Annotated in this window: 8 protein-coding genes; 6 read left to right on the forward strand and 2 right to left on the reverse strand. The window is 63.1% G+C overall.

The genetic code is table 11. The features are described 5' to 3' along the window. The first annotated feature begins 167 nt into the window (after positions 1–167). The 6 genes from LQ249_RS13665 to LQ249_RS13690 all read left to right on the forward strand — a co-directional run bounded on the left by LQ249_RS13665 (position 168) and on the right by LQ249_RS13690 (position 12,184). Complete coding sequence (locus LQ249_RS13665) at positions 168–1,466, forward strand: MdtA/MuxA family multidrug efflux RND transporter periplasmic adaptor subunit (RefSeq protein ID WP_046383194.1); 1,299 nt, start codon at positions 168–170, stop codon at positions 1,464–1,466. Beyond that, positions 1,463–4,564, forward strand: a complete 3,102-nt coding sequence (locus LQ249_RS13670) for an MdtB/MuxB family multidrug efflux RND transporter permease subunit (RefSeq protein WP_102618160.1) — start codon at positions 1,463–1,465, stop codon at positions 4,562–4,564. The genes LQ249_RS13665 and LQ249_RS13670 overlap by 4 nt, the downstream gene beginning before the upstream one ends. After that, on the forward strand, positions 4,561–7,668 hold the full coding sequence (locus tag LQ249_RS13675) for an efflux RND transporter permease subunit (protein ID WP_232566544.1): 3,108 nt from the start codon (positions 4,561–4,563) through the stop codon (positions 7,666–7,668). Before LQ249_RS13670 ends, LQ249_RS13675 begins: the two co-directional genes overlap by 4 nt. Then, on the forward strand, positions 7,665–9,134 hold the full coding sequence (locus LQ249_RS13680; protein WP_017848439.1) for an efflux transporter outer membrane subunit: 1,470 nt from the start codon (positions 7,665–7,667) through the stop codon (positions 9,132–9,134). The genes LQ249_RS13675 and LQ249_RS13680 overlap by 4 nt, the downstream gene beginning before the upstream one ends. Before the next feature lie 152 nt (positions 9,135–9,286). After that, positions 9,287–11,383 (forward strand): putative bifunctional diguanylate cyclase/phosphodiesterase, encoded by a 2,097-nt coding sequence (locus LQ249_RS13685; RefSeq protein ID WP_126589037.1) that lies wholly within the window; start codon positions 9,287–9,289, stop codon positions 11,381–11,383. 54 nt (positions 11,384–11,437) lie between these two features. Next, a complete protein-coding gene (locus LQ249_RS13690; protein WP_017848441.1) occupies positions 11,438–12,184 on the forward strand; it encodes an SDR family oxidoreductase in 747 nt (248 codons plus the stop codon). A 12-nt stretch (positions 12,185–12,196) separates the two neighbouring features. Here the strand turns inward: LQ249_RS13690 and LQ249_RS13695 are convergent, their stop codons facing one another. Together LQ249_RS13695 and mapR are read right to left on the reverse strand one after the other, a co-directional pair. Further along, positions 12,197–12,661, reverse strand: a complete 465-nt coding sequence (locus LQ249_RS13695; protein ID WP_232566545.1) for a hypothetical protein — start codon at positions 12,659–12,661, stop codon at positions 12,197–12,199. A gap of 69 nt (positions 12,662–12,730) precedes the next feature. Next, complete coding sequence (gene mapR / locus LQ249_RS13700) at positions 12,731–14,140, reverse strand: GntR family transcriptional regulator MpaR (protein ID WP_017848443.1); 1,410 nt, start codon at positions 14,138–14,140, stop codon at positions 12,731–12,733. Between the last annotated feature and the right edge of the window lie 61 nt (positions 14,141–14,201).

Here is a 14,201-nt window from a genome sequence, read left to right on the forward strand (position 1 = left end):
GTCCAGGCCGTTTTTATTTGCTGGTCAGATGTTTAGCGAAATAGCCGGTGGACTAAGCTCAAAAGTTAAAAGTTGTAAGCCCAAGGTAAATAGCCGGTAAAGGCGCTTTTCTTAACGCGCCCCAGTGCTTATCTTTCAGCCTCCCAAAGAAGAAGCCCTCGCGCCCAATGGTTGATCACTCCATGCAATCCTCCCCCCGCAACTCCCGTCGCTGGCTGTTCGGCCTGCTCGTGCTGCTGGTTATCGCCGGCCTGTGCTGGAAATTCTGGCCCACCGGCGCGCCCCATCCAGAAGCGCCAGCCGGCCGCACCGGTAAAACGGGCATGGCGCGCCCTGGTTTCGGCGGCTCCACCGGCCCGGTGCCGGTGCGCGTGGCGCCGGCGGTGCTGGGGGAGTTCCCGGTGTACTACAAGGCACTGGGGACGGTCACCGCGCTCAACACTATTAATGTACGCAGTCGGGTGGGCGGCGAGTTGGTGAAGATCGCCTTTGAAGAAGGGCAGATGGTCAAGGCCGGCGACTTGCTGGCGGAAATCGACCCGCGCAGTTACCAGAACGCCTTGCTCCAGGCCCAGGGCACGCTGATGCAGAACCAGGCCCAATTGAAAAACGCCCAGGTCGATGTCGAGCGTTATCGCGGCTTGTATGCCCAGGACAGTATCGCCAAGCAAACCCTGGACACCGCCGAAGCGCTGGTCCTGCAATACCAGGGCACGGTCAAGACCAACCAGGGCGCGGTCGACGACGCCAAGCTCAACCTCGAATTCACCAAGATCCGCGCGCCGATCACCGGGCGCGTCGGCCTGCGTCAGCTCGACGTCGGTAACCTGGTGGCCGCCAACGACACCACGGCGCTGGCGGTGATCACTCAGACCCAGCCGATCAGCGTGGCCTTCACTCTGCCGGAGAACAGCCTGGAAACCGTGCTCGCCCGTTACCACGCCGGCAACAAGCTGCCGGTGGAAGCCTGGGACCGCGGCGACGCCAAGCGCCAAGCCACCGGCGTGCTGCAGAGCCTGGATAACCAGATCGACGTCACCACCGGCACCTTGAAGTTCAAGGCGCGCTTCGATAACAAAGACCAGGCGCTGTTCCCCAATCAGTTCGTCAACGTGCATCTGCTCGCCGACACCCTGCACAACGTCGTACTGGCACCGTCCGCCGCCATCCAGTTCGGCAACGCCGGCACCTTTGTCTACAAGCTCGACGGCGACAAGAAGGTCAAGGTCCAGCCCCTGGTGGTCGGCGATAGCGACGGCGACAATACCGTGATCAAGCAAGGCCTGGTCGCCGGCGATCGCGTGGTGCTGGAAGGCACCGACCGCCTGAAGGACGGCAGTGAAGTCGAAGTGGTCAACGACAGCAGCCAAGTCCCGACCACGCCGACCGAGCACCTGCAAGGCAAGCCCGCGGCCAAAGGGGAGACCGGCGCTGACGCCGGCAAGGCGCAAAAGGTCGGTTCATGAACCTGTCGCGGCTGTTTATCCTTCGCCCGGTCGCTACCACGCTGAGCATGCTGGCGATTGTCCTGGCAGGGATCATCTCGTACCGCTTGTTGCCGGTCTCGGCCTTGCCCCAGGTGGACTACCCGACCATCCGGGTGATGACCCTGTACCCCGGCGCCAGCCCGGATGTGATGACCAGCGCAGTCACCGCGCCCCTGGAGCGCCAGTTCGGGCAAATGCCCGGCTTGACCCAGATGGCCTCCACCAGCTCCGGCGGGGCCTCGGTGCTGACCCTGCGCTTCAACCTCGACATCAATATGGATGTCGCCGAGCAACAGGTGCAGGCCGCGATCAACGCCGCGACCAACCTGCTGCCCAAGGACTTGCCGGCGCCGCCGGTGTACAATAAGGTCAACCCGGCGGATACCCCGGTGCTGACCCTGGCGATTACCTCCAAGACCATGCTGCTGCCCAAGCTCAATGACCTGGTCGACACACGCATGGCGCAAAAGATCGCGCAGATCAGCGGTGTCGGCATGGTCAGCATTGCCGGTGGCCAGCGCCAGGCCGTGCGTATCAAGGTCAACCCCGAGGCCCTGGCGGCCAACGGCTTGAACCTGTCGGATGTACGCACGCTGATTACCGCGTCCAACGTCAACCAGCCCAAGGGCAACTTCGACGGGCCGACCCGCGTGTCGATGCTCGACGCCAACGACCAACTGGTGTCGCCGCAGCAATACGCCGAATTGATCCTGGCCTACAAAAATGGCGCGCCGCTGCGTCTGAAGGACGTTGCGCAGATCGTCGACGGCGCCGAAAACGAACGCCTCGCCGCCTGGGCCAACGAAAACCAGGCCGTGCTGCTGAATATCCAGCGCCAACCCGGTGCCAACGTGATCGAGGTAGTCGACCGTATCAAGGCCCTGCTGCCGAGCATCACCGATAACCTGCCGGCCGGCCTGGATGTGACGGTGCTGACCGACCGTACCCAGACCATCCGCGCCTCGGTCACCGACGTGCAGCACGAATTGCTGATCGCGATTGCCCTGGTGGTGATGGTGACCTTCCTGTTCCTGCGCCGCGTCAGCGCGACGATCATCCCGTCGATCGCTGTGCCACTGTCACTGGTGGGCACCTTTGGCGTGATGTACCTGGCGGGTTTCTCGATCAACAACCTGACGCTGATGGCCCTGACCATCGCCACCGGCTTCGTGGTCGACGATGCGATCGTGATGCTGGAGAACATCTCGCGTTATATCGAGGAAGGTGAAACCCCGCTGGCCGCCGCGCTCAAGGGCGCCAAACAGATCGGCTTCACCCTGATTTCCCTGACCCTGTCGCTGATCGCCGTATTGATTCCGTTGCTGTTCATGGGCGATGTGGTCGGGCGCCTGTTCCGCGAGTTCGCCATCACCCTGGCGGTGGCAATCCTGATTTCCCTGGTGGTGTCCCTGACCCTGACGCCGATGATGTGCGCGCGCCTGCTCAAGCGTGAGCCCGAGGAAGCAGAACAGAGCCGTTTCTACAAGGCCAGCGGCGCCTGGATCGATTGGTTGATCGCGGCCTACGGGCGCAAGTTGCAGTGGGTGCTCAAGCACCAGCCGCTGACGTTGCTGGTGGCCATCGCCACCCTGGGCCTCACCGTGGTGCTGTACCTGGTGGTGCCCAAGGGCTTTTTCCCGGTGCAGGACACCGGGGTGATCCAGGGCATTTCCGAAGCGCCGCAGTCGATTTCTTTCGCAGCCATGAGCCAGCGCCAGCAGGAGTTGGCGAAGATCATCCTGGCCGACCCGGCGGTGGAAAGCCTGTCGTCCTACATCGGTGTGGATGGCGACAACGCCACCCTCAACAGCGGTCGCTTGCTGATCAACCTCAAGGCCCATGGGCAGCGGAACTTGAGCGCGGCCCAGGTGATCACCCGCCTGCAGCCGCAAATCGACAAACTGGTGGGCATCCGCCTGTACATGCAGCCGGTGCAGGATCTGACCATCGAAGACCGCGTCAGCCGCACCCAGTACCAGTTCAGCATGTCGTCACCCGATGCCGAACTGCTGGCGTTGTGGAGTGAAAAGCTGGTCCATGCCTTGAGCCAGTTGCCGCAGCTCACCGACGTCGCCAGCGACCTGCAGGACAAGGGCCTGCAGGTGTACCTGGTGATCGACCGCGATGCGGCCTCGCGCCTGGGCGTCAACGTGTCGACCATCACCGATGCGCTGTACGACGCCTTCGGTCAGCGGCAGATTTCCACCATCTACACCCAGGCCAGCCAATACCGCGTGGTGTTGCAGGCCCAGTCGGGCGAGACCCTGGGGCCGGATGCGCTGAACCAGATCCACGTCAAGACCACCGACGGCGGCCAGGTGCGGCTGTCGAGCCTGGCCCATGTGGAACAGCGCCAGGCGCAGTTGGCGATTGCCCATATCGGCCAGTTCCCGGCGGTGATGATGTCGTTCAACCTGGCCCCTGGCGTCGCACTGGGCAAGGGCGTGGAGTTGATCAACCAGACCCAGAAAGATATCGGCATGCCGGTCGGCGTGCAGACCCAGTTCCAGGGCGCGGCCCAGGCGTTCGAAGCCTCGCTGTCGAGCACCTTGCTGCTGATCCTGGCGGCGGTGGTCACCATGTACATCGTGCTCGGCGTGCTCTACGAGAGCTACATCCACCCGGTCACCATCCTCTCGACCCTGCCTTCGGCGGCGGTGGGGGCGTTGCTGGCGTTGCTGCTCAGCGGCAATGACCTGGGCATGATCGCGATCATCGGCATCATTTTGCTGATCGGTATCGTCAAGAAGAACGCGATCATGATGATCGACTTCGCCCTCGACGCCGAACGCAACCAGGGCCTTGACCCGCAGACCGCGATCTATCAGGCGGCGCTGTTGCGCTTCCGGCCGATCCTGATGACCACCCTGGCCGCGCTGTTCGGCGCGGTGCCGTTGATGCTGGCCACCGGTTCCGGTGCGGAGCTGCGTCAACCCCTGGGCCTGGTGATGGTCGGCGGTTTGCTGGTGAGCCAGGTATTGACCTTGTTCACCACGCCGGTGATCTACCTGTACTTCGATCGCCTGGGGCGGCGCTGGCGCAAAGAGCCGCAACGCCTGGAGCCGGTTGAGTCATGAACCTGTCCGGACCTTTCATTCGCCGCCCGGTCGCGACCATGCTGTTGAGCCTGGCGATCATGTTGCTGGGCGGTGTCAGCTTCAATCTGCTGCCGGTGTCGCCGCTGCCGCAGATCGACTTCCCGGTGATCGTGGTGTCGGCCAGCCTGCCCGGCGCCAGCCCCGAGGTGATGGCGTCCACCGTGGCCACGCCGCTGGAGCGCTCGTTCGGCGCGATTGCCGGTATTACCACCATGAGCAGTTCGTCGAGCCAGGGTTCGACCCGGGTGATCCTGGCGTTCGATTCCGACCGTGATATCAACGGCGCGGCGCGGGAAGTGCAGGCGGCGATCAACGCTTCGCGCAACCTGCTGCCCAGCGGTATGCGCAGCATGCCGACCTACAAGAAGATCAACCCGTCGCAGGCGCCGATCATGGTGCTGTCGCTGACCTCGGACGTATTGCAGAAGGGCCAGCTGTACGACCTGGCGTCGACCATCCTGTCGCAAAGCCTGTCCCAGGTGCCGGGCGTGGGTGAAGTGCAGGTCGGCGGCAGTTCCCTGCCGGCGGTGCGGATCGAACTCGAACCCAAGGCCCTCGACCAGTACGGCGTGGCCCTCGACGATGTGCGCAACACCATCGCCAACGCCAACCAGCGTCGGCCCAAGGGTTCCCTGGAAGACGCCGAGCGCAACTGGCAGATCCAGGCCAACGACCAGCTGGAAAAAGCCAAGGACTATGAACCGCTGCTGATCCGCTACCAGAACGGCGCGGCCCTGCGCCTGGGCGATGTGGCGAAGATCAGCGACGGTGTGGAAGACCGCTACAACAGCGGCTTCTTCAACAACGACTCGGCCGTGCTGCTGGTGATCAACCGCCAGTCCGGTGCCAACATCATCGAGACCGTCCGGCAGATCAAGGCGCAGTTGCCGGCATTGCAGGCGGTGCTGCCGTCCAGCGTCAAGCTGAGCCTGGCGATGGATCGCTCGCCGGTGATCACCGCCACCCTGCACGAGGCCGAGATGACCTTGCTGATTGCCGTAGGGCTGGTGATCCTGGTGGTCTACCTGTTCCTCGGTAACTTCCGTGCGTCGCTGATTCCAACCCTGGCGGTGCCGGTGTCGCTGGTCGGCACCTTCGCGGTGATGTATCTGTTCGGTTTCTCGCTGAACAACTTCTCGCTGATGGCGCTGATCCTCGCCACCGGCCTGGTGGTGGACGATGCCATCGTGGTGCTGGAGAACATTTCCCGGCATATCGACGAGGGCGTGCCGCCGATGAAGGCGGCGTACCTGGGCGCCAAGGAAGTTGGCTTTACCTTGCTGTCGATGAACGTGTCGCTGGTGGCGGTGTTCCTGTCCATCCTGTTCATGGGCGGGATCGTCACCAGCCTGTTCCGTGAGTTTTCCATCACCTTGTCGGCGGCGATCATCGTGTCGCTGGTGGTCTCGCTGACCCTCACGCCGATGCTCTGCGCGCGTTGGCTCAAGCCTCATATCAAAGGCCAACTGACCGGTTTGCAGCGTTGGAGCCAGAAGGTCAACGACCGCATGGTCTCGGCCTACGCCACCAGCCTGGACTGGGTGCTGCGCCATCGGCGCCTGACCTTGCTCAGCCTGCTGATCACGGTGGGGGTGAATATCGCGCTGTATGTGGTGGTGCCGAAAACCTTCATGCCCCAGCAGGACACCGGGCAATTGATCGGCTTTGTGCGCGGCGACGATGGGCTGTCGTTCAGCGTGATGCAGCCGAAGATGGAGATTTTCCGCAAGGCCGTGTTGCAAGACCCGGCGGTGCTCAGCGTGGCCGGTTTCATCGGCGGCAACAGCGGCACCAACAACGCGGTGATGCTGGTTCGACTCAAGCCCATCAGCGAGCGCAAGGTCTCCGCCCAGGCGGTGATCGAGCGTCTGCGCAAGAACGTGCCACTGGTGCCGGGCGGGCGGCTGTTCCTGATGGCTGACCAGGACCTGCAATTCGGTGGCGGGCGTGACCAGACCAGTGCGCAGTATTCCTACATCCTGCAAAGCGGTGATCTGTCTGCGCTGCGCCTGTGGTACCCGAAGGTCGTGGCCGCACTGCGTGCGTTGCCCGAACTCACCGCCATCGACGCCCGCGAAGGCCGGGGCGCGGCCCAGGTGACGCTGGTCGTCGACCGCGACCAGGCCAAGCGCCTGGGTATCGACATGAACATGGTCACCGCGGTGCTGAACAACGCCTACAGCCAGCGGCAGATCTCCACGATCTATGACAGCCTCAACCAGTATCAGGTGGTGATGGAGGTCAACCCGAAATACGCCCAGGACCCGATCACCCTGAACCAGATGCAGGTGATCACCTCCACAGGCGCGCGGGTGCCGTTGTCGACCATTGCCCATTATGAGAGCAGCCTGGCGGACGACCGGGTCAGCCACGAAGGCCAGTTCGCCTCGGAAAACATCGCCTTCGACATAGCGCCCGGCGTGACGGTGGAGCAGGGCACTGCGGCCATCGAGCGGGCGATTGCCAAGGTGGGCTTGCCGGAGGACGTCATCGCCAAGATGGCCGGCACCGCCGATGCCTTCGCGGCGACCCAGAAGGGCCAGCCGTTCATGATCCTCGGCGCGCTGGTGGCGGTGTACCTGGTGTTGGGTATTCTGTATGAAAGTTATATCCACCCGCTGACGATCCTCTCGACCTTGCCGTCGGCCGGCGTCGGAGCCTTGCTCTCCATCTACCTGCTGGGCGGCGAGTTCAGCCTGATCTCCTTGCTCGGCTTGTTCCTGTTGATCGGGGTGGTGAAGAAAAACGCGATCCTGATGATCGACCTGGCGCTGCAACTGGAGCGCAATGATGGCCTGAGCCCGCTGGATTCGATTCGCAGCGCCTGCCTGTTGCGTCTGCGGCCGATCCTGATGACCACGCTGGCGGCGATTCTCGGTGCCTTGCCGTTGTTGCTCGGCAGGGCCGAAGGCGCGGAAATGCGCCAGCCCCTGGGCCTGACCATTATCGGCGGGCTGGTCTTCAGCCAGATCCTGACCCTTTACACCACCCCGGTGGTTTACCTTTATCTCGACCGCGCGCGCCATCGTTTCAACGCTTGGCGCGGCGTGCGTACCGATGCTGCCCTGGACACTGCGCTATGACCGATTCAATTTTCGCCACATTGGCCATGCCCCGTGGTTCCCGCGTCGCCAGCCTGGTGCTCTGCGGGGTGTTGCTCAGCGCTTGCGCCGTCGGCCCCGACTACACGCGCCCGGAGGTCATCGAGCCGGCGCAGTTCAAGCAAGCCCAGGGCTGGCGCCAGGCTACGCCGAGCGATGCGCTGGCCCGTGGCGCCTGGTGGGAGCTGTACGGCGACCGTCAGCTCAATGACCTCGTGGTCCGGCTGAACAACGCCAACCAGACCGTCGCCCAGGCCGAAGCGCGCTTCCGCCAGGCCCAGGCGCTGGTGCGCAGTTCCCGTGGGGCGTTTTACCCGACGGTGGACCTGAGCGTCGGGAAAACCCGCGCCAGCCAGGGCACCGGCAGCAGCAACGCCAGCCTCAGCAGTTCCAGCAGCGGCATCCGCGACACCCTCAACGCGCAGTTGGGCGTGAGCTGGGAAGCCGATGTCTGGGGCAAGTTGCGCCGGGGCCTGGAAGCCAAAGAGGCCAGCGCCGAAGCCAGCTCGGCGGACCTGGCCGCGATGCGCTTGAGCCAGCAGTCGGAGTTGGTGCAAAGCTACCTGCAACTGCGCGTCATGGATGAGCAAACCCGGTTGCTGCAAGCCACGCTGGACACCTACCAGCGCTCCCTGCAGATGACCGAAAACCAATACCGCGCCGGCGTCTCCGGCAAGGAAGCCGTGGCCCAGGCGCAAACCCAGCTCAAGTCCACCCAGGCCAGCCTGATCGACCTGATCTGGCAGCGTGCCCAGCTGGAAAACGCCATCGCCGTGTTGATCGGCGAGGCGCCGGCCAACTTCAACCTGGCCGTGAGCAAGGACATTCCGGCCTTGCCGCAGATTCCGGTGAGCCTGCCGTCGCAATTGCTTGAACGGCGCCCGGACATCGCCTCGGCCGAACGCTCGGTGATCGCCGCCAACGCCAATATCGGCGTGGCCAAGGCCGCCTATTACCCGGACCTGAGCCTGAGCCTGGCTGGCGGTTATTCCAGCAGCACCTATTCAGACTGGATCAGCCTGCCGAACCGCTTCTGGTCGGTCGGGCCGAAACTGGCGATGACCCTGTTCGACGGCGGCCAGCGCTCGGCGGAAGTCGACCGCACCGTGGCCAGTTACGATGAAACCGTGGCCAAGTACCGCCAGACCGTGCTGGATGGTTTCCGCGAAGTGGAAAACTATATGGTCCAGCTCAAGGTGCTGGAAGACGAAGCCGTGGTCAGCAACGAAGCCCTGGAGGCCGCTCGCGAATCGCTGCGCCTGACCCAGAACCAATACAAAGCGGGGCTGATCGCTTACCTGGATGTGGTCACCGTGCAGGCAACGGCGCTGAGTAACGAACGCACCGTGCTGACCTTGCTGCAGACGCGATTGGTGGCCAGTGTGCAACTGATCGCCGCGTTGGGCGGTGGTTGGGATGGGCAGACTCAAGTGGCGGAAAAGGAGTGAAGTCCGGGCCTTTTTGAATGGGCAGATTGACCTCAAAATGCCGGTGCTGGTCCTATTATAATTAATCGCCTGTTCAATAATTATTCTCGCTACAATCCGCGGCTTTGCCACCCGGGGCGGGTGTTTACAACCCGTCGCTCTCGAGAAGTTCCATGCTCATCGGTAGTTATTCTCCCTCTCTGGTCGTGATCTCCCTGTTCGTCGCGGTGCTTGCTTCCTACACCGCGCTCGACCTCTCCGGTCGCATCGCCACGGCCAAGGGTCGCGCCATCTACTTGTGGATGCTGGGCGGGGCATTGGCCATGGGCGTGGGCGTGTGGTCCATGCACTTTATCGGCATGTTGGCGCTCAGGCTGCCGTTCGCCCTGGGTTTTGACCTGGACATTACCGCGTTGTCGCTGTTGATCGCGGTGTTGTCCTGCGGCTTTGCCTTGTGGCTGGTCAGCCAGCAGCGCCTGCCTATGTGGCAACTGGGGTTTGGCGCGCTGATCATGGGCGCCGGCATCAGCAGCATGCATTACACCGGCATGGCCGCGATGCGGATGCTGCCGGGCATCGATTACGACCCCGCGTTGTTTGGCGCCTCGTTGCTGATCGCGGTGGCTGCGTCTGGCGCGGCACTGTGGATCGCCTTCAATCTGCGGCGCAACACGCCTTATGTGCGTCTGGCGCGCGGTGGCGCCGCCGTGGTGATGGGCGTGGCCATCGTCGGCATGCACTACACCGGCATGGCGGCGGCGCGTTTTGCCGACGACAGTTTCTGCGGCGCCGCGCTGACCGGCTTGAGCGGCAAGGGCCTGGATAACCTGGTGTTGGTCACCAGCCTGGCCGTGCTGGTTATCGCGCTGCTCACGTCGTTGCTCGACGCGCGCCTGGAGGCGCGTACCGCGGTGCTGGCCGACTCGCTGACGTTGGCCAATCAGGAACTGACCCACCTGGCCCTGCACGACACCCTGACCGGCCTGCCCAATCGCACCCTGCTCGCCGACCGGATTCAGCAAGCCATGCAGGCGGTGAAAGAGCAGGGCGGTTGCCTGGCCCTGATGTTTATCGACCTGGACGGCTTCAAGCCGGTCAACGATGCCTTCGGCCATCACATGGGCGACCAGTTGTTGCGCGAAGTCAGCCAGCGCCTGCGTGAAGATCTGCGCAGCCAGGACACCCTGGCGCGTATCGGCGGTGATGAGTTTGTGCTGCTGGTGCAACTGACGCAGCCCAATGATGCCCTGGGCCTTGCCGAACGCCAGGTGGTGCTGATCAATCGCGCGTTCCAGGTGGCCGAACACGTGCTGAAAATTTCAGCCAGCGTCGGTATCGCGATGTTCCCGGGCAATGGCAGTACGCCCCAGGAACTGCTGATGAACGCCGACGCCGCGATGTACCACGCCAAGGGCATGGGCAAGAATGGCTACAGCTTCTTCGATGTGTCGATGAACTCTAACGCGCGCAAGCAACTGCAGTTGTTGCAGGACTTGCGCAACGCAGTCGAGCAGCAGCAGTTCCGCTTGTACTACCAGCCCAAGTTCGACGCCGTCAGCGGTGCCCCGATAGGCGCCGAAGCCTTGCTGCGCTGGGAGCATCCGCAAGAGGGCTTGTTGCTGCCGGCGGCCTTTATCGAGCTGGCGGAAAAGACCGGGCTGATCATTCCGATTGGCGAGTGGGTGCTTGACGAAGCCTGCCGTCAGATGCGCGTGTGGTACGCCCAGGGTTATGAAGACTGGCGAATCGCGGTGAACCTGTCGGCGTTGCAGTTTTGCCACGCCGGCCTGGTCAAGAGTGTCGCCACCGCGTTGGATCGCCACCAGTTGCCGGCCAACAGCCTGACGCTGGAGATTACCGAAACCACCGCCATGAGCGATGCCGATGCGAGCATGACGGTGTTGCAGCAGCTGTCGGAAATGGGGGTCGATCTGTCCATCGATGACTTCGGCACCGGCTATTCCAGCCTGATGTACCTCAAGCGCCTGCCGGCCAACGAACTGAAGATCGACCGTGGCTTTGTGCGAGACCTGGAACACGACGGCGACGACGCCGCCATTGTCTCGGCCATCGTCGCCCTGGGCCAGGCCCTTGGGCTGCGGATTGTCGCCGAAGGGGTGGAAACCGATGTCCAGCAGAGCTTCCTCACCCGCCTGGGGTGCAACGCGTTGCAGGGCTATTTGCTCGGGCATCCGTTACCGGCGGATGGCTTCATGGCCGACATCCTGCGGGCACAAGCAACGCTGGCGCCTGACAAGCAGCGTGCTTGACGGGTATTCTTGGGACCAACTCTAAACATTTGGTTGATTCAGGAGAGCGTAGACATGGACAAAGTCCTCATCATCACCGGGGGCGGTCGTGGGATTGGCGCCGCGACGGCATTGCTGGCGGCTCGCCAGGGCTATCGCATTTGCATCAACTTCCAGTCGGACGAAGAGGCCGCTCATCGCGTGCTCGACCAGGTCCGCGCGCTGGGTGCCCAGGCCATTGCGGTGCGCGCCGATGTGAGCATCGAGGATGAGGTGATCGCGCTGTTCCATCGTGTTGACAACGAGTTGGGGCGGGTGACGGCACTGGTCAACAATGCCGGCACCGTGGGGCATAAATCCCGTGTTGATGAAATGTCCGAGTTCCGCATCCTGAAGATCATGAAGACCAACGTGCTCGGCCCTATTCTGTGCGCCAAGCACGCGGTGCTGCGTATGTCGCCCCGGCATGGTGGGCAGGGCGGCAGCATCGTCAATGTGTCGTCGGTGGCGGCGCGCCTCGGTTCGCCGGGTGAATATGTCGACTACGCCGCCTCCAAGGGCGCGCTGGACAGCTTTACCATCGGGTTGGCGAAGGAAGTGGCGGGCGAGGGCATTCGTGTCAACGCGGTGCGCCCCGGCTATATCTACACCGACTTCCATGCCCTGAGCGGTGATCCGGACCGGGTCAGCAAGCTGGAGTCCGGGATTCCCATGGCCCGTGGCGGCCGGCCGGACGAGGTGGCGGAGGCGATTGTCTGGTTGTTGTCGGACAAGGCGTCCTATGCCACCGGGACGTTCGTCGACCTGGGCGGCGGTCGTTGAGGCCCTCGGCCTTCAGCTCGGCAGATGGCGCAGCACTTCATAGCCTTTAAAGGAAAACGCCTTGAGCCGGCTGGCTTCGGAGTTTTCCAGGGTGCCATAGCCGTCGTTGAAGAAACCGTCGATACGCCCGTTGCGGGCCTGGCTGCCGTGCAAGGTGTGGTCGTTGAGGTTATCGACAAAGCGCAGCACTTGTTCCAGGTTGTAGGCCGCGCCCGCCCGTGCATTGGCGTCTGTATTGGATAGGCCCCAGTCACCGACCTGCTGCTTGAGGTCGTCGCCGATCGCGTAACTGTCGCGGCCTTGCAGGAAGTGCGTCATGACCGGGCTCTGGTCGATGATCTGCTGTGCCGAGCGCAGGTCGCCGGCCGGTCGGTCCAGCGGAGCGTACATCTCGCGAACCTGCTTTTGTTCGACGGCACGCATGTAGTTGGGCGGGATGGGCAGGGGGGCAGGCCTTGGGGGGACAGAAACGCTCATAGGAAACCTCTGGTTCGAACCAGGAATAGTGAGTGTCCTGTGTGGTACGTGCGTCGATCTGGTTCCGCGTCAAAACGAGCGCACAATGCGTCCCAACGTCTCCATCGCTTTTTCCGATGCTTCCGACCACGGGCTGCCGTAGTTCAAGCGGATACAGTTCCTGAAACGCTGGGTTGCCGAAAAAATCGGCCCCGGCGCGATACTGATACCTTGCGCCAAGGCCATCTGGAATAACTTCAATGAATCCGTCTGCTCCGGCAATTCCAGCCAGAGGAAATACCCGCCGGCCGGCTGGCTGACCCGCGTCTGCGCCGGAAAATACCGGGCAATGGCCGCGAGCATGGCGCTTTGCTGTTCTTCCAGGGCGTAGCGCAATTTGCGCAAGTGCCGGTCATAGCCGCCATGTTGCAGGTAGTCGGCAATCGCCGCCTGGGCGGGCATCGACGGGCACAACGAGGTCATCAGCTTCAAACGCTCGACCTTCTGCGCATAGCGCCCGGCCGCCACCCAGCCAATGCGATAACCCGGTGCGAGGCTCTTGGCGAAGGAGCCGCAGTGCATCACCAGGCCCTCGGTGTCGAAGGCCTTGGCGGGTTTCGGTGCCTGTTGTCCGTAGTACAACTCTGCGTAGACGTCGTCCTCGATCAACGGCACCTGATGGCGGCGCAGCAGCTCCACCAATTCCTGTTTCTTCGCTTCCGGCAGCGTGGCGCCCATGGGGTTCTGGAAACTGGTCATGGTCCAACAGGCTTTGATCGGGTAGCGCTCCAGACTTTGCGCCAGGGCGTTGAGGTCGATGCCGTCACGCGGATGCACGGGGATTTCCACCGCTTTGAGTTTCAGGCGTTCGAGCACTTGCAGGCAGGCATAAAACGCCGGCGCTTCAATGGCCACCAGATCGCCCGGCTCGGTGACGGCCTGCAGGCACAGGTTCAGGGCTTCGAGGGCGCCGTTGGTGATCAGCAGCTCTTCCATCGGCAACATCAGGCCACCGACCATATAACGCAGGGCAATCTGCCGGCGCAGTTGCGGGTTGCCCGGCGACATGTCGGTAACCACCAGGCGCGGGTCCATCTCACGGGCAGCGCTGGCCAGGGAGCGGGCCAGGCGGGGCAGCGGGAACAGCATCGGGCTGGGGAAGGCCGAGCCGAACGGCACGGTATTCGGGTCTTTGATGGACTCGAGTACCGAGAACACCAATTCGCTCACATCGACTTCGGTGGACTCATGCACGTGTTCACTCACCACCGGTTCGGAGAACGGGCTGGGCGCATGGGTGTTGACGAAGTAGCCGGAACGCGGTCGTGCCCGGATCAGGCCGCGGCGTTCCAGCAGGTAGTACGCCTGGAACACCGTGGACGGGCTGACGCCGTAGGTCTGGCTGGCATAGCGCACCGAAGGCACTCGCTGGCCAGGGCCGAGCACGCCGGAGCGGATCAGTTCTGCGATGTCGTCGGCGAATTTTTCGTAGCGTTTCATGGTAGCCAAATTAATCTTCTCAAGATGTACGCAGGGCGAAATGTGGCCGCCGGCTGAGCGG

Source organism: Pseudomonas sp. 7-41, from assembly GCF_021233075.1.
In the GTDB taxonomy this organism is placed as follows: domain Bacteria; phylum Pseudomonadota; class Gammaproteobacteria; order Pseudomonadales; family Pseudomonadaceae; genus Aquipseudomonas; species Aquipseudomonas veronii.